The following is a 26,156-nucleotide window of genomic DNA, read 5'->3' on the forward strand; positions in this document are numbered from 1 at the left end:
GGATGTTATGAGTCAGGTTTCGACCTTTGTCATGTTCCAGGGGGAGGCGCAGCAGGCGATCGACCTCTACAGCCAGGTGTTTGCGCGTTTTCGGCTCATGCAGGTACAGCATTACGACCCGACGCCGGACGGCCGGCGATTGATCAAGCATGCCGCCATCGATTTCGACCGGCAGAATCTGGTGTTTATCGACAGCCCGATCAGCCATGATTTCAGCTTTACCCCGGCGGTGTCGCTGTTCATCAACCTGCCTAACGAAGAGGCGCTGGAGCAGGCTTTCCACCGCCTGGCGGAGGGCGGCAAGGTGCTGATGCCGCTCGACGACTACGGCTTCAGCGCCCGCTTCGGCTGGCTCAACGATCGCTTTGGGCTCTCCTGGCAGCTCAATGTCCCGGCGGGGGATCTGCCCTGAGGCTAAGGGGAGCGTGCAAAAGGCATGGCAGTTCCTGCTGTTGTTTCATATGCTTATCGCCGGGGCAGGAACTCTGCCGTGGGGAATACCGACAACATCATGGAAAGGTGCGAATTGATTGATTTTGACCGCTATGTTGAGCAAGCGAAGTCTTACGGCGAGTGGCCGGGGGCACAGGTGGGCACGTCGTCCGGCAGCGTTGAGGGATTGAGCTACCGCCTGTATCGGCAAACTGCCGAGAGCGAAGACGTGATCGTGGTTTATCACGGCGGCGGGGTTAACAGCGCCGCCGGGTATGACATTCTTGCGCGCCAGCTGGCTGCCGAGCCAACGCTCGCGGTGTGCCTGGTCGATATTCGCGGGCATGGCGATTCCACGGGAGAGCGGGGGACGGTTGAGCGGCCTGAGCGTATTTGGCGCGATGTCGATGTCATCCTGGCGGAAATGCGCCTGCGTTTTCCGTTAGCGCGCAGGCACCTGCTTGGCCATTCCAGCGGCGCCGGGATGTTGCTCAACTACCTGACCCGCTATCCTTGTGAACAGCAGGCGGACAGCCTGACCCTGCTGGCGCCCGAGCTGGGGCCATTTTCCGGGATGGCCCGCGATTTGCCGGTGGCGGCCCGTTTTGCCCAGGTGCGCCAATGGCCCTTTGTGGCCAATGCACTCAGCGGTGGACGGTGGTTTGGGCAGTCTCGGGCGGTCAGCCTGAATTTTCCCCCGGCCGTGCTGGCCGCCGCCCCCGATTTTGTCTGCCAATACAGCGTTAATATGGCTAACGCGTTGACGCCACGCACCCCGGCAAAGCAACTGGCGGCGCTGCGATTGCCGACCTTGCTGCTGGCGGCGGCGCAGGATGAGTTGTTCAGCGCGCAATCCTTGCAGCGTTTCGTCGAACAGCATGGCAGCGTGCATGTTGCCTTTGGCTTGCTTGAGGGCAGTACGCATTTATCGTGCGTCTTTGAGGCCCACGATCATGTTCTGCGCTACCTCTCGCGCGTATTCGCTGGCGCGTCTGATGGAGACGTATCCGCGTAGCTGTTTGTTTCTTAATCACTTCTTCTCCGCCATTAACTGGACGGAGGAGTGGTGATTAAGATCACGAAATTAGTTAATAAATCTTTATGAATTTGATTGCAAAGTGTTAACATCCTGCCGCTTTCATTAGGCTTGCTAATGATATTCTTATTGTCAAGGAATGCTCAGGATGGATTACCAAAACGTCTTTCAATTGACGGATCAGGAACGAAACGAGTTATTTTCGGCATTAGATAAAATTGCTTACGATCCCGCCGGCGGTGATGCGTATATTCACGCTATACGAACGGCGATGATTACCCATTTGCCCCACAGATTAAGCGCCGCATTAAGCCAGCAAAAGGCGTCAATCAAACCACGGCCTTACCTTATTTTAAAAAATGTGCCGGTGGATAAAGAAGTTTTCTTTTCCCCTTGTCCGAACCAATACACGCCTTCGGCCAAATCCGGGAATATCAGCGAAAACCTGTTGGTGGGTATTTCTTCGCTAATCGGTGAGCCCTATTCGATGTATTTCGAGGGGAAGGAGCTGATTAATAATCTGATCCCCAAACGCGAAGCCAAAAAAGAGTATACCGGTCTGGGGTTCGATGTTGAACTGGACTTCCATATTGAAAATGCGGCGCTGAAACACCTGGAACAGTTCAACGTCTCGCCGATGGGCCTGCTGCTGGCCGGTGTGCGCCGCGATCCGCACAGCCCGATGACGCGCATCTCCGATTCGCGTCTGGCGATCGCTCAACTGAGCCGCGAGGACGTCGAAACGCTGGCCAGCCCGCTGTACAGCATCAAACTGCCTTACCGCTGGCGCCAATCCACGCAGGCCGGGCGGGAAGAAACCGCGCTGGTGCCGCTGATTTCGCAAAATCACGTATTGCCGGATGTGAGCGCCGTCTTCTATCCCGGCATGATTGCGGCCAGCACGCCGCGAGCGGAAGCCGCGCTGGAGCGTTTCTACGGGCTGGTGAAAGAAAACGCCATCGGCATCGATATTTGCCCAGGCGATTTGGTGTATATCGATAACCGCTTTGCGCTGCATTCGCGCGATAAATTCACGCCTTCTTTCGATGAAAGAGATACGCCGTTGCGCTGGGTGCAACGCGTCTTCATTTCGGCAAGCTTGTGGAATCACCGCAACCTCAATCAGGTTGAAGAGCGCATTTTCTCGATTTAAGGTTATTATTCATGCTGAACGTTTTTCTTTCTATATTGCCGATTTTTTTGTTAATCGTGCTGGGCTATTTGTCAAAACTCTATGTTAAAGACGTCGCCGTATTTTGGGGCTTCTCAGACAAATTTGTTTATTACCTGTTTTTTCCGGCGCTGTTGATATTGGATATCAGTGAGGCGGATTTTAGCGGCGCGGACAGCTTTTATCCCGTTGTGGCGACCATTGTTTCCACGCTGGCCATCGCGTTGATTATTTTCGTTGGCAAACTGTTCTTCAATACGTCGGCCGATCTGTTTACCTCCATTTTTCAGGGCGGAGTCAGATACAACTCTTATGTATTCATCGCGCTGTCGCAATCGCTGTTCGGTAGCGAAGGGGTGGCACTGTCCGGTTTCTTCGTGGCATACATGATCATTCTGACCAACATCATGAGCGTGTTGGTGATGAACCACTACGGCACCGGCAGCAAGAAAAGCCTGAGCGGCGCGCTGCTGGCGCTGACGAAAAACCCGCTGATCATCGGCGCGTTGTTCGGGGTGCTGATGAACCTGTGCAACCTGCACATTACCGGCGCGCTTAAACAGCTGTTCGTTTATCTCTCCAACGCCGCCACGCCGCTGAGCCTGATGTCGGTCGGCGCAGGGTTGATCGTCAGCATGCATATCCGCAAGCTGGTTTCCATCTCTTATGCGACCGTGCTGAAGTTGGTGGCCATGCCGCTGATTACCATTGCGCTGGTGCACTATTTCGGTGCTACCGGCGTGCCGGCCAGCATCGCCATTCTCTACTCCGCCGTGCCTTGCGCCGGCAACGCCTATATTCTGGCGCGGCAAATGGGGGGCGATCATGAAGCGATGGCCTCCATCATCACCTGGACGACGCTGCTGTCGGTTATCACCGTGACGTTCATCCTGGGCAGCGTAGCGCTCTAACGCCGGCGCCGGGCGGCATTCGCCCGCCCGGCGTTTTCCGCAATCCTCTCATATCCTTTCATGACGCTTTACCGCTATGCTAAAAATAGAATGGCCCGTGAATATGAAAAGGATGAATCATTTTGGCAGGAAGTAGCTTACTTACCCTCATCGACGACATCGCCTCGTTGTTGGACGACGTCTCGTTAATGAGCAAAATGGCGGCAAAAAAAACCGCCGGGGTGCTGGGGGACGATCTGGCGCTCAACGCGCAGCAGGTCACCGGCGTTAAAGCCGATCGCGAACTGCCGGTGGTGTGGAGCGTCGCCAAAGGTTCGTTGATCAACAAGGCGATCCTGGTGCCGCTGGCGCTGCTGATCAGCGCTTTTGCACCCTGGGCGATTACGCCGCTGCTGATGGTGGGCGGCGCCTACCTGTGCTACGAAGGGTTCGAAAAGGTGTTTCACAGCCTGAGCCACGGCAAGGCGGCGCAGGAGGAAAAATCGGACGGGCCCGGCGCCAATGAGGACGCTGCGGCCTATGAGAAGCGCAAGGTGAAAGGCGCAATACGCACCGATTTCGTGCTCTCTGCCGAGATTATCGCCATCACGCTGGGCACCGTTGCCGGCGCCACCTTCAGCCAGCAGGTAATCGTTTTGTGCGGCATCGCCGTCGTGATGACGCTCGGCGTGTATGGCATCGTCGCCGGCATCGTCAGGCTGGACGATCTGGGGCTGTATCTGAGCCGCAAAAGCAGCGCGTTAGCGCGCTCCCTCGGCGGCGGCATCGTGCGCGCCGCGCCTTATTTGATGAAAACGCTGTCGATCGTCGGCACGGTCGCCATGTTTATGGTCGGCGGTGGCATCCTGACCCACGGTCTGCCGCCGGTGCATCACCTTTTCGAAGACTGGGCCTCGTACACCACGGTGGTGCCGACGTTTGGCCATATCTTGCAGGGGGTGGTTCCGGCTCTGCTGAACGTGGTGTTCGGGCTGGTGGCCGGCGGCGTGGTGCTGGCGGTGGTGTCGGCGCTGGGCGCGGTGCGCGCGCGTTTCAAGGCATGATGAAAAGTCTCGCCCCGAGAGGGGCGGGACGGTGCAGACGCTTTAAAATATCAGTTTGAGAACGCCGGTAATCGTCAACAAACCCACGATAAAGATGATGGCGACAATCCACAGAATAATTTTCATTTGATTCTCCCTTACCCGTTAAATGTGGCGCGCAACTGGCGCTAACTCAATGAAATCACTCTTCACTATAGACGCTAACTTCCTGTCGTGCGTTGCCATGCATTCAGGGGTGCCGATTGTCGCCCGCGCCCAGCGCGCGCTGCATGATGTGGGTGTCGCGCCATTCCCCCAGTTTGAACCCCACGGCCTTTAACGTCCCGACGCTGGTAAAACCGAGCGACTGGTGCAGCGCCAGCGAACCGCGGTTGGCGGCGGAATCGCCGACGATCGCCAGCATCTGGCGCCAGGGGCCTTGCTCACAGCGGGCGATCAGCGCGCTCAGCAGCGCCTTGCCGACGCCTTTGCCCTGTTGCCCCTCGGCGATATACACCGAGTCTTCCACGGTAAAGCGATAGGCCGGCCGGGGGCGATACGGCGTGGCATAGCAGTAGCCCACAATACGGCCTTCGCTTTTCGCCACCAGCCAGGGCAGCCCGGTTTCTTGCACCTTGCTCAGCCGCAGCTGCATTTCCGCCAGGGTCGGCGGCTGTTCTTCAAACGAGGCGGCACCGTACAGCACGTGGTGGGTGTAAATGCGCAGCACGGAGGCCATATCGTCCGGCGTGGCATCGAGGAGGCTGAGTACGGGAGCGGAGAGCGTCATGGTAATGCCTGTTTACCTTGGAAATCAGCGGATAAACGCCATTATGCGCGCCGCTCACCGCCGGGGTAAATCGGGTTTTCTTATGGTGAGATAAGAAAACCCTATGGGGTTGTCAGCCGCACAATGCAGCGCTCTGTGCCAACTGCGGGTCCAACATGGCGATCTGCTGCTCAATCACCGCCGGAAGCACCGGCCCTGAACGCGCCAGAATTGCCCCGACTTCCGCCAGTGAAACGCCCATCCGGCGCGCCAGTTCCCCGACTTTCAATAACATATGCAGCTCCTCCCTTGTGCGTGTCGGGATACTAAAGCCTGACGCCACGTAAGGGACAAGAGCGGGAAGAAAAGATGACGTTTTAAAAATCGGTGGTCTCCAGAGAGGCAAAAGCCCAGCTGGATGGCTGGGCTTCGCAGGTCCCTGAAAGGGAGGGTATAGCATAAGGGCCTTTATCGGCTACGGCGACAATTTCACCTGATTTGTCTGTTTTGTCAACAACAGCGTACTGGTCAGAACAGCATATTTTTGGCATTGATCGACTTAATGACGGCGAGTTGTATGTCAGCAACAAGCTCGCGCGACAGACATTGGGTAAGAAAGCCTCTCTCTTTACGGGCTCTGTTCAGCCGTTGGCGGCTGACTTGCTGCACCAGATCGCCCTTTGCCCAGCGCGTTTGCGGATGAAAGAATCTCATATCTTCGATGAGTTCACGCGTAATTTCGATGTGCAATCCCCGTTCGATCTTGTTCGAATCTCTGGTGGTCGACAGCGGTACGATAATGCAGGCGTTGCCGTTAATTTTGCCGTTTAACACAACAACTAAACGGTTCTTCACCATTTCTGGTGGAATGTGGCCATCATAAAAGCCGGCTTCATGCGGTTGGCAGACTGAGAGGGGATAGTTGCCATAGTTGCACTCAAGAATTTCCCCGACCTTGGGGGCAAATTTGATCGGCATCGAGACACTCCTTTGTTGTGAACAATCCGTGTTATGGAGGAGTGAGCATGCGGGCGTTTTGCTTTTAGAGAAAGGTGTGGCGTAAGGAAACGGGGAATGAAAGTGAAATATTGCGGATTCGTACGCAGAATCCGCCTTGATGATGGTCGAATTTACCAGCCTTTCACCGCGCCGCCGTTGAAGATTTTCTCGGCGGCCTTGGCCACTTCGTCTGACTCGTAGGCCTTGATGAAGTTCTGCACGTTCGGCGCGTCCTTGTTGTCTTCGCGGGTGACGATGATGTTGGTGTACGGCGAGTCCTTATCCTCGATGAAGATGCCGTCTTTGGTCGGCGTCAGACCGGTCTGGTTGATGTAGGTGGTGCTGATGACGGCGACGGTGACCTTTGGATCGTCCAGCACGTGCGGCAGCTGCGCGCCTTCCAGCTCCATGATTTGGTAATGGTGCGGGTTGGCGCTGATGTCCAGGGCGGTGGGCAACAACCCCTTACCTTGTTTCAGCGTAATCAACCCGGTTTTTTCCAGCAGCAGCAGGGCGCGCCCCAGGTTGGTCGGATCAAGCGGGATGGCGATCACCGCGCCGTCCGGCAGCTCTTTGAGCGATTTTATCTTTTTGGAGTAGCCGGCCATCGGGAAGACAAAGGTATTGCCGACTGCCACCAGCTTATAGCCGTGATCTTTGTTTTGCTGTTCGAGGAACGGGCGGTGCTGGAACACGTTGGCGTCCAGTTCGCCCTTGTCGGTAGCGTCGTTCGGCAGCAGTGAACCGCTAAAGCCGACCAGCTCGACGTCCAGCCCGTATTTCTCTTTCGCCACCTGTCTGGCGACTTCCGCCACGTCCTGTTCCGCGCCGTTGATGACGCCGACCTTGATATGATTCTGATCGGTTTTTTGATCGCAGCCCTGAAGCGCCAATACGGCGGCGAAGGCCGCCGCCAGAGGGGTGATACGCCAGCGTAAGGTCATCGAAGTCTCCCTGAAAAGAACAATAAAATCAGTTGTTTTTTGTCCTTACAGCTAAGCCTGAACCGCCGATGAAGTCAAACGCTCGTTCAGCATAAACGGCTATAGCTTATAGCCGTTATGCGGCGGGGGGTTATCGGCTGAGCGAACGCAGCACCACGATGCCCGGCGTAGCCATCACGTAATCCATAAAGGGCGAATCGACCACCCGCATGTTGGCCTTGCGCGAAGAGGCGTTGCGCAGCACCGGGCCGCTGTCGGTCATCACGAAGATGCCGGTGTGGGTCACGTCCAGCCCGTCCAGGTTGGTGTAAATACCGATGTAATCGCCGGTGCGCAGCTGGGCCAGCACCTTGTCGTCGACGTTGTCGCTGGGGATATAGGTCACGCTGCGTTGTACGTTGGGCAAACCGGGCAGGTAGCTGCTGCCGTCCGCCTTGCGGTTGAGGGTTTTCACGAGGGTGACGGCGTGCGGGCTGAGCTGCGCGGTGATGTCTTCGGCCACCTGGTGCGGCCGCTGCGCCCAGTCGGTGAAGAAGTGTTTGCGCTGCGGGAAGGCGATTTTGCCGTCGACGTAGCGAATGTCTACCAGACGCTGTACGAACTCGCTCTCGCTGCGGGCGGTGCTGAGCGCTTCCACATAATCGATGTAGGTGAAGCAATCCAGCCCGCGGAAGTCGATCACCAACTGCTCGGGCGTGCTCTGCGAGCCGATCAGGCGGTTGGCGAGATAGGGCGTGCCGAGAAACTCGCGCGAAATCAAATCGACGGTGCGGCCATGCGGCTGTGCGGCGGGCCAACCGGCGCGCAGCGTGAGGATCTCACGCAGCTTGCTGCGGGTGCTGGCGTCCATCTCCGGCTGCACGCCCGGCGGCGAAACGGTGACGTCGGTCGGCGGCGTTGCGGGGGTGACGGCGGCGGGGCGATCGGCGCATCCGCTCATGGCGATAGCTAACATCAGTAAAACAACCTTGTTCTGGTTCATACGGCCCTCCCTGGGTGTCGCTGGTTTATCAGAGTAAGTGATAACAGTTCTCATCCGATGGTAGGGGTTAAAAAGTAAACATAGCCTCAATGGCGGCCGATAAATCAGTAACCGATTTCGCTATTGAACGGCAAATACCAGAACAGCGCGATTTCGTGATCGGCGATCTCCGGCTCGGCGCGGTACAGCAAACGGTCGATGCCGCCGAGAATAAACCCGTAATGCTGGTAGCAGCGACAGGCGGCCAGATTGTTGTTCTGCGTTTCGAGCATCATACCCGAGGTTTCCTGCTGCCGCGCCCACTGTTTGGCGCAGTCCAGCAGTGCCCCGGCGATGCCCTGACGGCGCGCGTGAGCGCTGACCGCGATCTCGTCGATCAAGGTGTAACCGTTCCAGTTTTTGCTCAGCGTGATGTGGCCAACGGCTTCGTCCTGGCGATACGCCAGGAAGGTCACGCTGTCTTCGTTGGCGAACGGCGCCAGGGGATACTGTTTACGAAACGGCGCCACCGGGCGGGTTGGCCAGCTGTCGACCGGGCTGTCGAACTGCGGCAGGGCGTAACTGCGGATGGTAAAGCCGAAATCGCCGCACGTCAGGTAATCATCGGGCAGCGCCTCAATGGCCGCGATGCGGATGGCCGGGGTCATTATGGCAGCTCCCGCAGCAGGCGCGCCGGGTTGCCGGCATAAATTCCCTTGCGGGTAATGTCGCGGGTCACGACCGCCCCGGCGCCGATCACCGCGTCGCTGCAGATCTCCACCGCCAGGATCGTGGCGCCGGAGCCGATGGACACCCGATCGCCGACGCGCGTGCGCCCCCAGCTGGCCGGATCGGCATTGGGCGCTCCGTCTTTGAACAGATCGTTGGCGAAGGTGACGCCGTGGCCGACAAAGCACGCTTCGCCGAGGGTGACGTATTCGCAGATAAAGCTGTGCGACTGAATTTTACTGCGCGCGCCGATGCTGACGTGGCGCTGGATCTCCACGAACGGGCCGACGAAGACATCGTCGCCGAGCCGGCAGCCGTACAGATTGCTGGGCTCGACTACGGTGACGTTGCGCCCGGCGTCGACGTCGACGATCCCCGCCTGGCGGGTGGTGATAACGGATGACATGACCTTCCTCGCAGCCTGGTTTTTATGGTGGGAGTATAAGACAAAGCGTTGCGGCGTTGCGCTTTCCGCACGTTTTTTCGCCGAAAGACTATAATTAGTACAGGGGAGAGAGCCCCGTGGCCGCAATCCTCGCACGGGTAGCTGTCCGTCGGAGGTGTGAAATTCGTTCGCCGATCGCGGCCTACGGCGAGATAGGAGGTGTCTCATGGTCAGTCATGTTTGGGGACTTCTGGCGCATCCCAGCGCCGAGTTCGAACAGATCAAAAGCGAGAATGAAAGCGTCTCGCACCTATACACCCATCACGTGTTGCTCTTGGCAGCAATCCCGGTGGTCTGCGCCTTTATCGGCACCACCCAGTTGGGCTGGCTCTCCGGCGAGGGACATGCCATCAGGCTCGACATGTTTACCGCGCTTTATACCGCCGTGGCGTTTTACCTGCTGATGCTGGCGGGCGTAGCGGCCATGGGGAAAGTCATTCACTGGATGGCGCGGCGCTATGAATCGCGCCCCAGCCTGCACCGCTGCATGGTGTTCGCCGGCTACGTGGCGACCCCGATGTTCCTCAGCGGGATTGTGGCGCTCTATCCGGTCGTCTGGCTGTGTCTGTTTGTCGGCATTATCGGCCTGTGCTATTCGGGCTATCTGCTGAATCTGGGGATCCCGCACTTCCTGAATATCGACAGTAAGGAAGGGTTCATCTTCTCCAGCTCGACCTTCGCTATCGGTATCCTGTTGCTCGAGCTGTTGCTTGGGGTGACGGTGCTGCTGTGGGGGTACGGTTCCTGGTTGTTCTGAGTTAACGGCTGTTGTTATCGCCCCCGCGCCGGTGGAACGGCGCGGGGGCTTTTGCTTTTATACGCGGCGGAAAACCAGCATCACACCGAGCACGATGCCCGCCATGCCCAGCAGGCTCAGCGCCGCCAGCGCGTGGCCGAGCAACAGGTAGTCCAGCAGGGCGGTCACCGCCGGGATCAGATAGAACAGGCTGGTGACCTGCACCAGGTTGCCGCGCTGGATCAGGCGATACAGCAAGAAGGTCGCCAGCACCGAGATCACCACCGCCATCCACAGCAGCGGCAGCACGAACGCCGGCCGCCATTCGACCCGCAGCGGCTCAAACGGCAGCGCCAGCGTACACATCAGCAACCCGACGGCATACTGCAGCGGCAAGACCGCCAGCGGCGGCTGCGTCATGCCTTTTTGCAGCAGGGTGCCGGCGGTCATGCAGCCCAGCGCGATAAAGGCGAACAGCATGCCGCTCAGCGAGAAGTGGGCCACCATCAGGCTTTGGTACACCACCAGCGTCAGCCCGACCATTGCCAGCGCCAGGCCGAGCGCCCGCAGCCCGGTGCAGCGCCGTTCGGTGATGAACTGGGTGAGGATCGGCTGTACGCCGAGCAACGTCGCCAGCACGCCGGGCGTAATACCCTGTTCCAGCGCCAGCAGATAGCAGATTTGATAGCTGCCGATCATCAACACGCCAATCAGCGCGACGCGCCGGCGGGTGCCGGGAGCGGGCAGGCACTGGCGCTGCCACAGGCCGATGGCCAACAGCACCGCCAGCGCGATGGCGCAGCGGAAGAACAGGAAAGCGAAGGCGGAGGCGTGCTCCAACCCCCAACGGGAGAAGATCGCGCCGCTGCTCCAAAGCAGGACGAACAGCGTAGCCAGGCCGGCATTGGCCCAGAGAGAAGGTAATCGCATGTCAATTTCACCTGTCGTGAAAATTACAGGCTCCGGCGCGCGCGGCGGTCTACGCCTGAACGCAACAGATCAATAAGCCGGAGGTAAAAAGTCGGTTTGGCTTAGCGCACAACCACAATGCGTGGCGGGTAAGCGGCAACCGCTGAAACGACAGAGGAAACGGCGGGTGGAGCGGAGGAAGCACACAGCAAAACGACGGCCGGAACGGTCGCGTCTGTCGGATCTGTGCTGTGCGCCAGGTAGGTCATGTGAGTTCCTGAAAATCGGCAATGAAACTAATCGCTTCAAACATAACCAAGTTCGCCGGGATGCGCAATCGGAAATCATCATTACTTAATTGATAATGAAAATCATTATCATTAATAAAAGGCTGTGCTATGTTGCTTTGGCCGCGCAGTGTTGACGCAGGGGGCGCGGCAAAATACGTTGCGATTCGCTTTTGCAGAAGGCGGGCAATCGTGATAAAAATATTGATATGTTATAATATAACAATTAATGCATGATGAATCCAGTTCACGACATCCTCCACGTTGATAGGGTTAGCCTGGCCGGCCATGGCGGGGCATTGATACTCGACAACATCCATTTCGCGCTGCGCGCCGGTGAGAAGCTGGCGGTGATCGGCCCTAACGGCAGCGGCAAGTCCAGCCTGCTGCGTGCCCTGATCGGCGAAACGCGGCCGGACAGCGGCGGCATTCACTGGCGAGGGCGGGCCTTGTCCGAGTGGCCGGCGGCGGAACGCGCCAAAAGCATCGCCTTTCTGGCGCAAAACGATTCGCCGGATTTGCGGCTGTCGGTTGAGGACTACGTGGCGTTGGGCCGTTTACCGCATGGCGAACGCTCTGCGGCGGGAAAACGCATCGTTGACGAAGCCATCGGGGAAACCGGGCTGGCGCCGCTCAGGCACCATCCGCTGGGGCGGCTCTCGGGCGGCCAGCGTCAGCGCGCCGCGCTGGCCCGGGCGTTGGCACAGTCTCCCGATCTGTTGTTGCTGGATGAACCGACCAATCACCTCGATCCGCCCGGGCGCTCGGCGCTGCTGTCGTTAGTGAAAAATAAAGAGATTGCCGTGATTGCGGTGCTGCACGATTTGCCCGTGGCAGAGGCGTTTGCCGATCGGATCCTGGTGCTGAACGAAAGCCGCCAGGTAGCCTGTGGTACGCCCGAGGCGGTGTTGCAAACTCCGGTGATTTTGCCGGTGTTCGGCATGAACAGTTTCAAGGTGGCGCATCCCGTCAGCGGGAAAACGCTGCGCATTTTTGACGTTCCCCATTGTGCTTGATCAACCAGAGAGAAACATGAACGCACGCGTATTCATCCTGCTTCTGCTGCTGGCCGCCAGGTCGGCAGCGGCCGAACATTTTCCCGTCACCGTAGAAAGCTGCGGTGTGCCGGTCACCTTCAACCAGGCGCCGCAGCGCGCCGTCATCAACGACATCAACATGGCCGAGATGGCCTTTGCACTGCATCTGCAGGATCGCATTGTCGGGCTGACCGGCATCACCGGCTGGTACAAACTGACGCCCGACTTCAAGGCCGCGATGGGCGCCATTCCCGAACTGGCGCCGAAATATCCCGCTTTGGAAACGCTGCTGGCGGCACAGCCGGATTTCTTTTTCGCCGGCTGGAATTACGGCATGAAGATCGGCGGCGACGTCACGCCGGAGAAGCTCGCCCCGTTCGGCATCAAAACGCTGGTGCTGAGCGAGAGCTGCGTACAGGCCGGCGGGCGGCCGCAGAAGGCCGATATGAACCTGCTGTATGACGATGAGCTGAAGCTCGGCAAGATTTTCGGCAAACGCCAAGAGGCCACCGCGCTGGTTGAGGGCTGGAAGCGCCGGTTGGCTGCGCTGCCCGCCAGGCCGGCGGGCCAGGCGCCGCTCAAGGTGTTCGTCTATGACTCGGGGGAGGATAAGCCTTTCACCAGCGGCAAATACGCGATGCCGACGGCGATCGTCGAAGCGGCCGGCGGCCGCAACGTGATGGACGGCTTGCCGGCGAGCTGGACGACGGCGTCCTGGGAGGCGGTAGCGGCGGCCGAGCCTGACTTCATTATTCTGCTGGATTACCAGACCGGATCGGGTGCCGATGCGCTGCGGCGCTTCCTCGAGTCCCACCCGTTGATGAAATTAACGCCTGCCGTACGGCACCATCGCTATCTGAAACTGCAGTATGCGGAGCTGACGCCGGGGCCGGCCAACATCGGCGCAGTGGAAAAGCTGGCGCGGGCGCTGTACGCGCCGGAGGCTGAATGAACTCGCCGACCCGGCGGTTTATGTTGCTCGCGCCGTTGGCGCTGTCGGTATTGTGCGGGTTAATGATCTGGAGCCTGCAGCTGGGCAGCGTCGCGCTGTCATGGCGGCAGACGATGGCGGCATTGGGGCTTTCATCGGCGCCCCTCTCCGGCATGCTGGACACTATCGTCGTGCAACTGCGGGTGCCCAGAGCCTTGCTGGCGGCCTTGACCGGCGCCGGGCTGGCGATGACCGGCGCGCTGCTGCAGACCACCACCCGCAATGAGCTGGCCGATCCTTTTTTGTTTGGGCTCTCCTCCGGCGCCTCCGCCGGCGCGGTGCTGGTCATCACGCGCTTCGGCGATGCGCTGGGCGCGCTGACGTTGCCGCTGTCCGCCTTCGCCGGCGGCGTTTTGTCCGCCTTGGCGGTGATGATCCTGTTTCGCGTCGGCCGGGTCAGGCGCGCCGAGCAGCTGATCGTCTGCGGCCTGGCGGTCTCGTTTTTGTTCAGCGCGCTCACCAGCTACCTGGTGTTTTCCGGCGATCAGCGGGCGGCCGGTTCGGTGTTGTTCTGGTCGCTCGGCGGGTTGGGGCTGGCGCGCTGGGATAATCTGTTCATTCCGCTGGCGAGTTTCGTGCTGCTGGCCGGGTTTACGGCGCTGCGTTGGCGGGCGCTGGACGCGCTGCTGGCGGGCGAGCAAACCGCCCATTCGATGGGGGTCAACGTGGCGCGCCTGCGCACCGAGACCTTTCTGTGCTGCGCACTGTCCACGGCGTTTCTCGTTTCGCTGACGGGCGTGATCGGCTTTGTCGGGCTGATGGTGCCCTACCTGGCTCGGCGCCTGGTGGGTGTGCGCCACCGTTTGGCCGTGCCGATGTGCGGCCTGCTGGGGGCGACGCTGCTGACCGGCGGCGACATGCTCAGCCGCAGTCTGATCCCCAATCAGGAGCTGCCTATCGGCATCATTACGGCCGGGCTGGGGGGCGCGTTCATCGTGTCCTTGCTGCTGCGTGCGGAACGATGAACGCCACCCTGTCTCAATAGAGTTCCAGATGCAGGCGCTGCTGCTCAATCAGCGTCTGCCACAGGTTTTCCGCCCCGCAGGCTTGCTCCAGCGCCGTCGCCACGGCATGTTCCAGATACTGGCGATTGCCGCACAGGTAGACATGCGCTCCCCGCCGCAGCAGGCCGCTGATGGCATCGGCATGCTCGCCGATCGCATGCTGCACATAATATTTGGCGGCGGCGTCGCGCGAGAAGGCGGTGATGAGGCGCGTGAGTACGCCCGCCGCGTTCAGTGCTTCTAACGCTTCGTGATACAGGAAGTCTTCATCGCGCCGTTTTTCGCCGAAGATCAGCACGGTTTCGCGCCGTTCACCCTGGGCGGCCATTTCGCGCAGCAAGCCTATCAAGGGCGCGATGCCGGTACCGGTACCGATAAGCAGCACCGGCACGGTGGTATCGCGCGGCAGGTAAAAGCCGGGGTTGGCGCGGCAGAAGAGGCGGAAAGGGCCGGGTTGGCTGAGCAGCCAGCCGGTCGCCGTGCCGCGCCGGGTGCGGCCGTCGCGTTCATATCGTACGTCGCGCACGCACAGGTCGAGGCTCTCAGCCCGCGTTGCCGAAGCGATGGAGTAGGCGCGCGGCAGGCAAACGGGCAGCAGCGCCAACAGGTTCTCCAGCGTGACCGTCTGCGGCGGGCAAAAATCGTGCAGTACGTCCAGCAGATCGGCGCCGTACAGATAGCTCTCCATGGCTTTGCGCTGGCGGATCTTGAGCAAGCCTTTGAGCTCTTCGCTGTCGGCCAACTGCGCCAGTTCGCGCAGCGTCGTTTTGTTGAGCTGGCGCAGTTCCCGGCGGCGCAGCGCGTCAGTGGCCTCCTGCCTGCCGAGCCAGCCAGCCAGCCGGGTCAATAATCCTTCGTCGTTCTCCGGCAACAGATAGACGGTATCCCCAGCCCGGTAAACGATGCCGCTGCCGGCGATATTCAACCGCAGGTGCCAGGCCTGCGGTGTGCGTGCGCTGAGCGGCCGCCGTTCGAGGAGGGCGGCGCTGAACGCATGGTCTTCGCCGTAGGCGGTCACGCGCAGATGCAAATCGCGGCCGGCCTGGGCATCGCCGGCCAGCACCTTCTCCAGCGTCGTCAGCCAGGTTGCGAAGAACGGTTCGAAGTTAACGTCGGCGTCGACGCGATTGATGATGGCGCGGGCGCCGTATTGCGTCAGACGTGCATCCAGCGCCTGCGTGAAGCCGCAGAAATGCGGGTACGCGGTGTCGCCGAGACCGAAGATGGCGTAGCGCAACCGGTGGCGATCCGGCCATTGCGCCAGCGCGTCGGAAAAACGCTCGGCGTTGGCGGGCGGTTCGCCGTCGCCAAATGAGCTGGAGACGATCAGCAGGGCGTCACGTTCGCCCACATCGGCGGGCTGGATGGCGTTGAGTTCTTTCACGACGGGGCGGTAGGGTTGCAGGCTGCTTTGCTCGCCCAGGCGCATCGCCAGCGCCCGGGCGTTGCCCGACTCCGAACCGTAACCAATCAGGATGCGTTCGATAAGGTCGGCCATGGCGGTTACTTGTCGTAGTGGTTGTCGAACTGTTCTTTGGCGAATTCCACCGATTCGAAGTCGGTCATCAGATCGTTGATCACGCGGCGGATGCTGATATAGGCCGCGATATTGCCCTGGGCGTCATACAGCGGCTGCACCGTGGTGTCGACCACGTACAGCACGCCGCCTTTGCCGACGTTCGGAATGATGCCGGTCCAGATGCCGCCTGCCTTGATGGTGTCCCACATCGCTTTGTAAACGGCTTTCGGCACGGAAGGGTGGCGCACGATGCTGTGGGGCTGGCCCACCAGCTCTTCCCGGGAAAAGCCGGTCAGTTGGCAAAACAGATCGTTGACGTAGGTGATGGTGCCCTGCAGATCGGTGGTGGAGATCACCATCACTTTATCGAGCGCGGACAACAGCTGGGCGGAATCGAGGGTTTGACTCATGGTAGGTTCCTTCTCATTAACAACTTCGCGGTGATTGCCACGGCGGATGCCATGTATCCGTCATGACAGCTTTGTAATTGATTCTCATTTGCGATTGTGCGGTGAATGGTAATCGGGAAATTTATAAGTTGCAATAAAAATACATCTTTAAGGGCGCAGAAAGGTCACGACGAGGCAGGCAGGGGGAGAGGAAGCCCGCGCCGGCTGCGGCGGCGGGCTAATCGGGCGGTCTTAGCGGGGGTTTTCGGCCCAGCCTTTACGTTTGCTGGTTTTGCCGATGCCGGGGTTGAAGCTGTTGGTCGGATCGGCGGTGCGGTAGAACGCCTGCAGATCTGCCTTGGCGTGGTACAGGTGGCCGACGTTATGTTCCGCTGGGTACTCGGCGCCGCGCCGGTTGAGGATCTCGAGCATTTTTTCCTTCAGCGCGTGGCTGTCGACGCCCTTTTTCACCACGTAGTCCTGATGGAAGACGTGGCACATAAAGTGGCCGTAATACAGCTTATGCACCAGCTGGCTGTCGATCTCCGGCGGCAGGGTTTCGAACCAGTCGGTGTCGTTGCGGCGCAGGGCGATATCCAGCGCCAGAATATCCTCCACCTTGTCGGCGTGCACCGCATGGTAGCGCACGGCGGCGCCGGCGGCGGCGAAGCGGTGCAGGAAGGCCTTTTTGCCTTCGTCAGGCGTGCAGGTGAAGAAAGCGCCTTCGGCCTGGGCGAAGTACTCGGTCAGGTAGCGCTGCGCTTCGTCTACGCCGGGGCCGGCCATCTTCAGCAGCAGGTGATGTTCGAAACGTTCGCGGTATTCCTTCATGCGCTTCGGCAGGTGGCTCGGCGCCAGATGGCTCAGGCCCTGCATCAGCCGATCGGTCAGGTTGTGCGGCAGCAGCGGCAGCTTGTTGAGGCTGGCGTCCATACGGCCTTTCAGGGTGAAGAAGCGCGGCATCTGATCGGTGCCGAGCTTGTCGATCATCATGAAGGTGTCTTTGCCGTACACCTCGGCGATGTCGAAGATATCGCGGTGCATGTACTCACCGGCCACCGGCAGGTTTTCGAACTGGCTCAGCATGTGGCGGCGCAGTTCGGTCAGCACCGCGGTGTCGTTGGTGCCGATATAAAACACCTGCTCTTTGCCTTCTTTCTCGAAGGTGTCGAGTCGCACCGCGAACACCGCCAGCTTGCCGGCGCAGCCGGAGGCCTCGTACAGGCGGCGTTTGTCGGCGTTGAAGCGGGAAGGGGTGTCGGCATCGACGTCACGCACCCGGCTGGCGTACTCGTTATCCGAGGCGCGCAGCTCGCCGTACTCGACGTCTGTCGGGCGATAGTCGCCTTTTTCCAGCCGGGTGAGGATCTCTTCCGGCGTGTCGCCGAGGCGGATGCCCAGATGGTTCACCAGGCGCAGCTGGCCGTCTTCCCCGAGCTGGGCGTACAGCGCCATTTCGGTATAGGCCGGGCCGCGTTTCACCAGCGAGCCGCCGGAGTTGTTGCACACGCCGCCGATCACCGAGGCGCCGATGCAGGAGGAACCGATCACCGAATGCGGTTCACGGCCGTAGGGTTTGAGCAATTTCTCGAGGTGGTGCAGGGTGCTGCCGGGGAAGCCGACCACCTGCTTGCCGTTATCCAGCACCTGAATATGGTCGAGGCGCAGGGTGCTGACGATGACGATGTCGCGGTCATAGTCGTTGCCGCTGGGGGTCGATCCTTCGGTCAGGCCGGTATTGGCGGCCTGCATGATGACGATTTTGTCGGCGGCCACGCAGGCCTGCAAAATGCGCCACAGCTGCAGCAGGCTGGTGGGAAACACCACCGCCAGCGCCTGGCCTTCGCCGGAGCGGAACCCCTTGCGATACCGCTCGGTGTTGCGATCGCCGGTCAACAGCTGCGGGCCGCCGACGATGTCTTTAAGCTGGTTGATAAATGCCTGATTGCCTGACTGCATGCTGCCTGTCTCCCTGTCATCCCCGTCGCTTTAACCGCGGCGCCGGAGTGCCGCATATAAGCTAAGAGGCTATCAATTAAATAACTTATTAAGCTATCAGCTTGCCAGGCTAATGGCTTGCGGGTTTAGTAGCGTTCGGCGTAGCCGGCCCGGCGCTCTTCGTCGCGCAGCGTCAGGATCTCCACGCCGTCGGCGGTGACCGCCACGGTGTGCTCCCACTGCGCCGACAGTTTTTTGTCGCGCGTCACCACCGTCCAGCCGTCTTTCTTCTGCTTGATGCGGCGGTCGCCCTGATTGATCATCGGCTCGATGGTGAACACCATGCCTTCCTGCAGCACCATACCGCTGCCGGGTTGACCGTAGTGCAACACCGCCGGCTCTTCATGCATATCGCGGCCGATGCCGTGGCCGCAATACTCCCGCACGATGCTGTAGCCGGCCTGCTCGGCGTGCCGCTGGACGGCATGGCCGATATCGCCCAGGGTCGCGCCCGGTTTCACCGCGCGAATGCCCTGCCACATCGATTCATAGACGTTGTTCACCAGCCGTTTAGCCAGCGGCGTCACCTGGCCGATGCAGTACATCTTGCTGGAATCGGCGATATAGCCGCCGTTTTCCAGCGTGATGTCTACGTTGATAATCATGCCGGAACGCAGGATTTTGCTGGCCGACGGCACCCCGTGGCACACCACCTCGTCGATTGAGGTGTTGAGCACATAGGGGAAATCATACTGCCCTTTGCTGGCCGGGCGCGACTTCAGCTCGTCGACGATAAACGCCTCGGCGCGGTCGTTGATCTCCATGGTGGAGATGCCTTCGACGATAACCTCATCGAGCATAGCAAACACTTTCGCCAGCAGGGCGCCGGAATGGCGCATTTTGGCAATCTCTTCCGGCGTTTTAATCACAATCTGTTTCACCCGACAATCTCCTTCAGCGTCAGCGCATTATCTTTCATCATTTTTTTTACCAGTTGCGGGTAGGTCAGTTCCGGATGGAACTCCGCCAGCATGCCGATCTTGATCCAGTACTCGGCCTGCGCGTTGATCGAACGCGTCATGGTCAGGCTGGCGAGGCGCAGATCGTCATGCAGCGCGTCCGAAATTTTTACGATGCCCATCGGCGTCTCCCTAAGTGAACGATATACGAAGTGTATACGCTTTGGATGGTGGCGATGTGGCATTCTGTGGCGTAAGAAGATTCTGGCAACAACGATTGCCGCCGCCAGACAATGCGTTTATTGTGATGAACGACTTTTTTGCCATGATTTTTCAGAAGGATTTAAGGCGTGACTAAACTACGTGTTGGGGTGATTTTTGGCGGTAAATCGGCGGAGCATGAGGTGTCGCTGCAGTCGGCCAAAAACATTGTGGATGCAATCGACAAAGAGAAGTTTGATGTCACGCTGCTGGGGATCGACAAACAGGGGCAGTGGCACATCAACGACGCCTCCAACTACCTGCTCAACGCCGAGAACCCGGCGCTGATCGCGCTGAACCGCTCGAACAAGAACGTGGCGCTGATCCCGGGCCAGGAAAAACAGCAGCTGATCGAAGCGGGCAGCGCCGGCGCGCTGGGCCAGCTCGACGTCATCTTCCCGATCGTGCACGGCACGCTGGGGGAGGACGGTTCGCTGCAGGGGCTGCTGCGCATGGCCAATATGCCGTTCGTCGGCGCCGGCGTGCTCGGCTCGGCGGTCAGCATGGACAAAGACGTGACCAAGCGCCTGCTGCGCGACGCCGGCCTGGCGGTGGCGCCGTTCGTCACCCTGACGCGCGCCAACCGCGCCGGATCCACGTTTGAGCAACTGAGCGAGCACCTCGGCCTGCCGCTGTTCGTCAAGCCGGCCAACCAGGGCTCCTCGGTCGGGGTCAGCAAGGTGGAAAACCGCGCCGAGTTCGACGCGGCGGTATCGCTGGCCTTCAGCTTCGATCATAAGGTGCTGGTGGAGTCGGCGATCGTCGGCCGCGAGATCGAGTGCGCGGTGCTGGGCAACGACGATCCGCAGGCCAGCGTGTGCGGCGAGATCGTGCTGAGCGACGCCTTCTATTCTTACGACACCAAATACATCAATGAGCAGGGCGCTCAGGTGGTGGTGCCGGCGGCAATCGCGCCGGAAGTGAGCGACCACATCCGCGAGGTGGCGCTGAAGGCGTTCCGCACGCTGGAGTGCTTCGGACTGGCGCGGGTGGATGTGTTCCTGACGCCGGACAACCAGGTGGTAATCAACGAAATCAACACGCTGCCGGGCTTCACCAACATCAGCATGTATCCCAAGCTGTGGGCCGCCAGCGGCGTCAGCTATCAGGCGCTGATCACGCGCCTGATCGAATTGGCGCTGGAGCGCCACCAGCAGGATCGTGCGCTGAACAGTTCGGTATTCGATCGCTAAACGCGGGAGGGGGCGGCGGTGCCGCCCCCGTCTATCACTTCACCGTCACGTCGATGTCGCCGAAATACTTCTTCGACAGCGCCGCCACCGTGCCCTGCTGTTTCACTTTGGCGATGGCGGCATCCAGTTTTTTCTTCAGCGCCTCATCCCCTTTACGCAGGCCGAAGGCGATACCTTCACCGAGGATTTTGTCGTCGCGCACCGCCTCGCCGACGAAGGCGAAGCCTTTGCCGTCCGGCTGCGACAGGAAGCCGCTTTGCCCCGACGGCGCCATCACCAGCGTGGCGTCGAGCCGACCGGCCGCCAGATCGAGGTAAACCTGATTCTGATCCTGATAAGACACCACGTCCACGCCCGCTGGCGCCCAATGGGTTTTGGCGTAAATCTCCTGAATCGATCCTTGCAGCACGCCCACGTGTTTGCCCGCCAGCGATTTGGCGTCCGGCAGCAGGCCGCTGTCGGCCTTGGCGATCAGGCGGTTCGGCACCTGATAGATGGCGTCGGTAAAGGCGATCGCCTGACGCCGCTGTTCGGTCACGTTCATCGCCGAGTTGATGGCGTCGAACTTGCGCGCCTGCAATGCCGGGATCAGGCTGTCGAACGAGGTTTCCACCCAGCTGCATTTCAACTGCGCGGCGGCGCATACCGCGTCGCCCAGTTCGATGTCGAACCCTTCCAGTTTGCCGCTGGCGGATTTGGATTCGAACGGCGGATACAGCGCTTCCAGGCCGAAGCGCAGGCTGTTTTCCGCCGCCAGCGAAGTGCCGGCGGCCAGCAGGCATCCGGCGGCGAACAGCGTTTTCAGTGCTTTCATAGGCAGTGCCCCTTTCCCATGGTCGGACAAAAAATTACGCCTGGCTCAGGCGGCGCGCGCCTTCCAGCAGGGTCTCGTTATCTTTGGAAAAACTCAGCCGGATTAGGCCGGTATTGGTGCCGTCGCTGTAGAACGCCGACAGCGGGATCGTCGCCACCTTCGCTTCGCGGATCAAGCGTACGGCGAAATCATTGTCGCTTTCGTGACTGAAGCCGCTAAAACGGGCCAGCATGAAGAAGCTGCCGTGGCTGGGCAGCAGCTCAAAGCGAGAATCCTGCAAGGCGCTGGCCAGCAGATCGCGCTTTTGTTGGTAAAACGCCGCCAGCCCCAGGTAGCTCTGCGGGTTGGCGAGCGCGGCGGCGAAGGCGTGTTGCATCGGCGTATCGGCGGAGAACACCATAAACTGGTGCACCTTGCGGATCTCGTCCATCAGCGCCGCCGGCGCCAGGCAGTAGCCGACGCGCCAGCCGGTGACGTGGTAGGTTTTACCGAACGACGACACGATCACGCTGCGTTCCGCCAGCTGCGGATAGCGCGCCATGCTGTGGTGAATTTCGCCGTCGAACACCACGTGTTCGTAGACCTCGTCGGACAGGATCACGATGTCGGTGTCGCGGGTCAGGGCGGTCAGGCGTTCGATGTCGTGCTCGTCAAACACCGCGCCGGTCGGGTTGTGCGGCGTGTTGATGATGATCATGCGCGTTTTGCCGTTGATGGCGGCGGCCACTTCGTCCCAGTCGACGCGAAAATCCTGCAGCGACAGTTTGATCGCCACCGGCGTGGCGCCCTGCAGGCGCACGATCGGCGCATAGCTGTCGAACGCCGGTTCGAAATAGATCACCTCGTCGCCGGGATGCACCAGCGCGCTGATCGCCGAGTACAGCCCTTCGCTGGCGCTGGCGATCACCGTGATTTCTTCGTCGGCGTCATAGCGTGCGCCATACAATCGTTCAGCTTTTTCCGCCAGAGCAGCACGTAACGCCGCCACGCCGCTCATCGGCGCGTATTGGTTATGACCTGTGCGCATGGCTTGCGCCGTAGCCTCGATCAGCTGCGGGTCGCCGGCGAAGTTGGGCGCGCCCTGCGACAGATTGAGGGCCTGATGTTCTGCGCTGAGTTGGCCAATGACGGTGAAAATGGTGGTGCCGACGTCCGGCAGCTTCGAGCGGGATGAACAGGCGCTCTGCATGATGGGCTCCAGGCAAACAGGGAAGTGTTGAGCGATTAAGCATCAGCCGGCGTAGGCGGACAAGGGAAAGTTTGTCATACTTGCCATGCACTACGATCATACCTACTCGAGGCCCGCTATGCCGATATCCCTGCCGTCGCTCGACGTGTTGAAAACCTTCGTGGTGGTGGCGCAACGCCTCAACTTTACCCATGCCGCCCGGGAGCTGCACCTGACGCAGGGGGCGGTCAGCCGGCAAATTCTCGGGCTGGAGCAGCGCCTGGGTTATCCGCTGTTCAGCCGCCAGGCGCGCGGTTTGGCGCTGACGCCGCAGGGCGCGCAGCTGCTGGCGCCGGTGCAGCAGGCGCTGGGGCAGCTGGACGAGGCGCTGACGCGGGCCGCCGCCCCGCCCGGGGCGCTGCGCATCAAATGCCCGACCTGCGCGATGCGCTGGGTGCTGCCGCGCGTGATTCGCCTGCAGAATGAACGGCCGGACATGCATATCGAGCTGACCGCCTCGGTGTCGCACGGCCTGGATTTCAGCACCGAGCAGTTTGACGCCGCGGTGGTATTCGGCCGGCCGCCGGGTAAAAAGCTGGCCGCGCACCTGCTGTTCGACGAAATCCTCACGCCGGTCTGCACGCCGACGTTTCTGCCGCCGGCGCCCCGGCTGGCGGATTTGACGGACAAAACCCTGCTGCACCCGACGCGCGATCGGCGCGACTGGCTGCGCTGGCTGAAGGCGGCGGGGGCCGATGCGCTGCCGTCCGGCAAGGCTCAGCATTTCGATACTCTCGATCTGGCGATGAGCGCCGCGCTGCAGGGGTTCGGCATCGCCATCGGCGATCTGTGTCTGCTGGAGGAGGATATTCAGGCGCGGCGCGTCGTCACGCCTTTCCCGCTCTGCGTCAGCAGCGGCGCGGCCTATTATCTGGTCTATCCTGAACGCGGGGCGCCGCCGCCGGCGTTGGCGCCGCTGATCGATTTTCTGACGGCGGAGGCCGCCGACAGCCGCGCCCGGCTGCAGAATTACCTGCCGATAACCTGTAATGCTTTGTAAACATTACCGATGCGAATTCCCTTGGCGATGAAACAGAGTGTGGCAAACTGTTTCTTCACTCCGATTAAACCTCGCGGCTTTGGCTGCGGAAACACGCCTGAGATAAAACAAGATGAAATGGCTTTGTGTGGTGAGTATGTTGTCCGGTCTGGCCCTCAGCCCGGCTTTTGCGCAGGAAACGCCGATAACGCAGGGCATTCACACCCAGCAGCGCGACGCCTTCGTGTCCCATTTGATGAAACAGATGACGCTGGAAGAGAAGATCGGCCAGCTGCGGCTGATCAGCGTCGGGCCGGATAACCCGAAAGAAGCGATCCGCGAGGGCATCCGCAAAGGGCAGATCGGCGCCATCTTCAATACCGTCACCCGCCCGGACATTCGGGTGATGCAGGATCAGGCGATGCAGCTCAGTCGCCTCAAAATTCCGTTGTTCTTCGCCTATGACGTGGTGCACGGCCAGCGCACCGTGTTCCCGATCAGCCTGGGGCTGGCGGCCAGCTTCGATCTGGAAGCCATTGCGCTCAGCGCCCGCGTGGCGGCGCAGGAGGCCAGCGATGACGGTCTGAACATGACCTTCGCGCCGATGGTCGATATCACCCGCGATCCGCGCTGGGGCCGGGTCTCCGAAGGCTTCGGCGAAGACACCTGGCTGGTGTCGAAAATCGCCAAAGTGATGGTCGACGGTTATCAAAACGGCGACCCGGCCAAGCCCGGTTCGGTGATGGCCAGCGTTAAGCACTTTGCGTTGTACGGCGCCGTCGAAGGCGGCCGCGATTACAACACCGTCGACATGAGCCCGCTGCGCATGTATCAGGACTATCTGCCGCCTTACAAAGCGGCGGTGGATGCCGGCAGCGGCGGGGTGATGGTGTCGCTTAACTCGGTGAACGGCGTGCCGGCCACCGCCAACCCGTGGCTGCTGAAAGACCTGTTGCGCGACCAGTGGGGCTTTAAAGGCATCACAATCAGCGACCATGGCGCAATTAAAGAGCTGATTAAACACGGCGTGGCCGCCGACGCGCGCGACGCGGTACGCCTGGCAATCACCTCCGGCGTCGACATGAGCATGAGCGACGAGTTTTACGACAAATACCTGCCGGGTCTGGTGAAAGACGGGCTGGTGCCTGAAAGCGATATCGATCGCGCCTGCCGCGACGTGCTGAACACCAAGTACGACATGGGGCTGTTCACCGATCCGTATGTGCATCTGGGCCCGGCGGGTTCCGACCCGCAGGACACCAACGCCGAAAGCCGTCTGCACCGCGCCGAGGCGCGGGTGGTGGCACGCAAAACGATGGTGTTGCTGAAGAACGATAAGCAGACGCTGCCGCTGAGCAAGCAGGCGACCATCGCGCTGGTCGGGCCGATGGCCGACAGCCAGCGCGACGTGATGGGCAGCTGGTCGGCCGCCGGAGTGGTCAAGCAGTCGGTGACCCTGCGCGAAGGGCTGGAGCGGGCGGTGGGCGACAAGGCGCGCATTCTTTACGCCAAGGGCGCCAACGTCACGCAGGATAAAGGCATCATCGACTACTTGAACGAGTATGAGCCGGCGGTGGCGTTCGACACCCGTTCGCCGCAGCAGATGATCGACGAAGCGGTACAGGCGGCGAACAAGGCCGACGTGGTCGTGGCGGTGGTGGGGGAATCGCAGGGCATGGCGCACGAAGCCTCCAGCCGCGCCGATATCACCATCCCGCAGAGCCAGCGCGATCTGATCGCCGCGCTGAAAGCCACCGGCAAGCCGCTGGTGCTGGTGCTGATGAACGGCCGGCCGCTGGCGCTGAGCTGGGAGAGCGAGCAGGCGGACGCGATGCTGGAAACCTGGTACAGCGGCACCGAGGGCGGCAACGCGGTGGCGGACGTGCTGTTCGGCGACTACAACCCGTCGGGCAAGCTGCCGATGACCTTCCCGCGCTCGGTCGGCCAGATCCCGATGTACTACAACCACCTGAACACCGGCCGCCCGTTCGGCAAGGAGAATCCGGGCAAGTACACCTCGCGCTACTTCGATTCGCCGAACGGCCCGCTGTATCCGTTCGGTTACGGCCTGAGCTACACCACCTTCAGCCTGTCGGATCTGAAACTGTCCAGCCCGACGATGGCGCGCAACGGCAAGCTAACCGCCAGCGTCACGCTGAAAAATACCGGCAAGTACGACGGTGCCACGGTGGTGCAGCTGTATCTGCAGGACGTGACCGCCTCGGTCAGCCGGCCGGTAAAAGAGCTGCGCAACTTCAAGAAAGTGACGCTGAAGGCCGGCCAGTCGCAGCAGGTTGAGCTGCCGATTAGCGAAGACGATCTGAAGTTCTACAACGCCAGCCTGAAATGGGGGGCGGAGCCGGGCAAATTCAACGTGTTCGTCGGCCTGGACTCCGACAACGTGCAGGCGCAAAGTTTTACGCTGAAGTAACCCTGTCCCCCTCGTTCGCCGCGCTGAGCGAGGGGGCATCCATTCCCGCTAACGTCATCGGA

26 protein-coding genes and 1 pseudogene are annotated in these 26,156 nt (G+C 60.5%); 12 read left to right on the forward strand and 15 right to left on the reverse strand.

Features of this window, described 5'->3' with window-relative positions; all coding sequences use genetic code 11:
• Positions 1–7: 7 nt before the first annotated feature.
• The 5 genes from AWX27_RS08460 (at position 8) to AWX27_RS08480 (ending at position 4,593) form a co-directional block, all read left to right on the forward strand.
• Positions 8–412, forward strand: a complete 405-nt coding sequence (locus AWX27_RS08460) for a VOC family protein (protein WP_047728359.1) — start codon at positions 8–10, stop codon at positions 410–412.
• A 78-nt stretch (positions 413–490) separates the two neighbouring features.
• A complete protein-coding gene (locus AWX27_RS08465; protein ID WP_230200979.1) occupies positions 491–1,447 on the forward strand; it encodes an alpha/beta fold hydrolase in 957 nt (318 codons plus the stop codon).
• Positions 1,448–1,835: 388 nt separating this feature from the next.
• Positions 1,836–2,621 (forward strand): TauD/TfdA family dioxygenase, encoded by a 786-nt coding sequence (locus AWX27_RS08470; protein ID WP_204275824.1) that lies wholly within the window; start codon positions 1,836–1,838, stop codon positions 2,619–2,621.
• A gap of 11 nt (positions 2,622–2,632) precedes the next feature.
• The gene (locus AWX27_RS08475; protein ID WP_025301959.1) at positions 2,633–3,550 is read left to right on the forward strand and encodes an AEC family transporter; all 918 of its coding nucleotides are present in this window, start codon (positions 2,633–2,635) and stop codon (positions 3,548–3,550) included.
• A gap of 122 nt (positions 3,551–3,672) precedes the next feature.
• Entirely contained in the window at positions 3,673–4,593 is a 921-nt protein-coding gene (locus AWX27_RS08480; RefSeq protein ID WP_060420992.1) for a DUF808 domain-containing protein, read from the forward strand.
• A 229-nt stretch (positions 4,594–4,822) separates the two neighbouring features.
• Here AWX27_RS08480 and AWX27_RS08485 read toward each other — a convergent pair whose 3' ends face one another.
• From AWX27_RS08485 to AWX27_RS08510, 7 genes and pseudogenes are all read right to left on the reverse strand, one after another.
• Positions 4,823–5,362 (reverse strand): GNAT family N-acetyltransferase, encoded by a 540-nt coding sequence (locus AWX27_RS08485; protein ID WP_060420995.1) that lies wholly within the window; start codon positions 5,360–5,362, stop codon positions 4,823–4,825.
• 121 nt (positions 5,363–5,483) lie between these two features.
• Positions 5,484–5,609, reverse strand: a pseudogene (locus AWX27_RS25035) (MerR family transcriptional regulator); the annotation flags it as partial.
• A gap of 260 nt (positions 5,610–5,869) precedes the next feature.
• Positions 5,870–6,319 carry a type II toxin-antitoxin system PemK/MazF family toxin gene (locus AWX27_RS08490; protein WP_060420998.1) on the reverse strand — a complete coding sequence of 150 codons (450 nt, stop codon included), beginning with the start codon at positions 6,317–6,319 and terminating at the stop codon, positions 5,870–5,872.
• 152 nt (positions 6,320–6,471) lie between these two features.
• Complete coding sequence (locus AWX27_RS08495; RefSeq protein ID WP_038879912.1) at positions 6,472–7,284, reverse strand: MetQ/NlpA family lipoprotein; 813 nt, start codon at positions 7,282–7,284, stop codon at positions 6,472–6,474.
• 130 nt (positions 7,285–7,414) lie between these two features.
• The gene (locus AWX27_RS08500; protein ID WP_060421001.1) at positions 7,415–8,266 is read right to left on the reverse strand and encodes a DUF1460 domain-containing protein; all 852 of its coding nucleotides are present in this window, start codon (positions 8,264–8,266) and stop codon (positions 7,415–7,417) included.
• 104 nt (positions 8,267–8,370) lie between these two features.
• Positions 8,371–8,913: a GNAT family N-acetyltransferase gene (locus AWX27_RS08505; protein ID WP_060421005.1), complete on the reverse strand. Its 543-nt coding sequence runs from the start codon at positions 8,911–8,913 to the stop codon at positions 8,371–8,373.
• Positions 8,913–9,380, reverse strand: coding sequence for an acyltransferase (locus AWX27_RS08510; protein WP_060421008.1), 468 nt, complete (start codon positions 9,378–9,380; stop codon positions 8,913–8,915). Before AWX27_RS08510 ends, AWX27_RS08505 begins: the two co-directional genes overlap by 1 nt.
• Positions 9,381–9,585: 205 nt before the next feature.
• On the opposite strand from AWX27_RS08510, the gene AWX27_RS08515 reads away from it, so the two are divergent.
• Complete coding sequence (locus tag AWX27_RS08515; protein WP_004939641.1) at positions 9,586–10,176, forward strand: Yip1 family protein; 591 nt, start codon at positions 9,586–9,588, stop codon at positions 10,174–10,176.
• A gap of 57 nt (positions 10,177–10,233) precedes the next feature.
• Here AWX27_RS08515 and AWX27_RS08520 read toward each other — a convergent pair whose 3' ends face one another.
• Positions 10,234–11,085 carry a DMT family transporter gene (locus tag AWX27_RS08520; protein ID WP_060421010.1) on the reverse strand — a complete coding sequence of 284 codons (852 nt, stop codon included), beginning with the start codon at positions 11,083–11,085 and terminating at the stop codon, positions 10,234–10,236.
• A 565-nt stretch (positions 11,086–11,650) separates the two neighbouring features.
• Here AWX27_RS08520 and AWX27_RS08525 point away from each other — a divergent pair.
• From AWX27_RS08525 to AWX27_RS08535, 3 genes are read left to right on the forward strand one after another with little or no spacing between them, the layout of a single operon-like run.
• Positions 11,651–12,367: an ABC transporter ATP-binding protein gene (locus AWX27_RS08525; protein WP_060421015.1), complete on the forward strand. Its 717-nt coding sequence runs from the start codon at positions 11,651–11,653 to the stop codon at positions 12,365–12,367.
• A 16-nt stretch (positions 12,368–12,383) separates the two neighbouring features.
• Entirely contained in the window at positions 12,384–13,340 is a 957-nt protein-coding gene (locus AWX27_RS08530) for an ABC transporter substrate-binding protein (protein ID WP_060421017.1), read from the forward strand.
• Complete coding sequence (locus AWX27_RS08535) at positions 13,337–14,344, forward strand: FecCD family ABC transporter permease (RefSeq protein WP_060421020.1); 1,008 nt, start codon at positions 13,337–13,339, stop codon at positions 14,342–14,344. The genes AWX27_RS08530 and AWX27_RS08535 overlap by 4 nt, the downstream gene beginning before the upstream one ends.
• Positions 14,345–14,357: 13 nt before the next feature.
• Here AWX27_RS08535 and AWX27_RS08540 read toward each other — a convergent pair whose 3' ends face one another.
• From AWX27_RS08540 to AWX27_RS08560, 5 genes are all read right to left on the reverse strand, one after another.
• The gene (locus AWX27_RS08540; protein ID WP_060421022.1) at positions 14,358–15,881 is read right to left on the reverse strand and encodes a flavodoxin domain-containing protein; all 1,524 of its coding nucleotides are present in this window, start codon (positions 15,879–15,881) and stop codon (positions 14,358–14,360) included.
• 5 nt (positions 15,882–15,886) lie between these two features.
• Positions 15,887–16,312 (reverse strand): PAS domain-containing protein, encoded by a 426-nt coding sequence (locus tag AWX27_RS08545; protein WP_060421025.1) that lies wholly within the window; start codon positions 16,310–16,312, stop codon positions 15,887–15,889.
• A gap of 231 nt (positions 16,313–16,543) precedes the next feature.
• Positions 16,544–18,250, reverse strand: coding sequence for a D-lactate dehydrogenase (dld, locus tag AWX27_RS08550; protein ID WP_060421028.1), 1,707 nt, complete (start codon positions 18,248–18,250; stop codon positions 16,544–16,546).
• 125 nt (positions 18,251–18,375) lie between these two features.
• A complete protein-coding gene (gene map / locus AWX27_RS08555; RefSeq protein ID WP_060421031.1) occupies positions 18,376–19,170 on the reverse strand; it encodes a type I methionyl aminopeptidase in 795 nt (264 codons plus the stop codon).
• Positions 19,167–19,370 carry a ParD-like family protein gene (locus AWX27_RS08560; RefSeq protein WP_006324220.1) on the reverse strand — a complete coding sequence of 68 codons (204 nt, stop codon included), beginning with the start codon at positions 19,368–19,370 and terminating at the stop codon, positions 19,167–19,169. The genes map and AWX27_RS08560 overlap by 4 nt, the downstream gene beginning before the upstream one ends.
• A gap of 168 nt (positions 19,371–19,538) precedes the next feature.
• Between AWX27_RS08560 and ddlA the strand changes: the two genes are divergently transcribed.
• Positions 19,539–20,642 (forward strand): D-alanine--D-alanine ligase, encoded by a 1,104-nt coding sequence (gene ddlA / locus AWX27_RS08565; protein ID WP_060421036.1) that lies wholly within the window; start codon positions 19,539–19,541, stop codon positions 20,640–20,642.
• A 34-nt stretch (positions 20,643–20,676) separates the two neighbouring features.
• Here ddlA and AWX27_RS08570 read toward each other — a convergent pair whose 3' ends face one another.
• Positions 20,677–21,456: an ABC transporter substrate-binding protein gene (locus tag AWX27_RS08570; RefSeq protein WP_060421038.1), complete on the reverse strand. Its 780-nt coding sequence runs from the start codon at positions 21,454–21,456 to the stop codon at positions 20,677–20,679.
• Positions 21,457–21,490: 34 nt separating this feature from the next.
• Entirely contained in the window at positions 21,491–22,645 is a 1,155-nt protein-coding gene (locus AWX27_RS08575) for a pyridoxal phosphate-dependent aminotransferase (RefSeq protein ID WP_060421041.1), read from the reverse strand.
• 118 nt (positions 22,646–22,763) lie between these two features.
• On the opposite strand from AWX27_RS08575, the gene AWX27_RS08580 reads away from it, so the two are divergent.
• Both AWX27_RS08580 and bglX read left to right on the forward strand, forming a co-directional pair.
• On the forward strand, positions 22,764–23,684 hold the full coding sequence (locus tag AWX27_RS08580) for a LysR substrate-binding domain-containing protein (RefSeq protein WP_049272239.1): 921 nt from the start codon (positions 22,764–22,766) through the stop codon (positions 23,682–23,684).
• A gap of 112 nt (positions 23,685–23,796) precedes the next feature.
• Complete coding sequence (bglX, locus tag AWX27_RS08585) at positions 23,797–26,094, forward strand: beta-glucosidase BglX (RefSeq protein WP_060421044.1); 2,298 nt, start codon at positions 23,797–23,799, stop codon at positions 26,092–26,094.
• The last annotated feature ends 62 nt before the right edge of the window (positions 26,095–26,156 follow it).

The organism is Serratia sp. 2880STDY5682894 (assembly GCF_001537385.1).
GTDB lineage: Bacteria > Pseudomonadota > Gammaproteobacteria > Enterobacterales > Enterobacteriaceae > Serratia > Serratia nevei.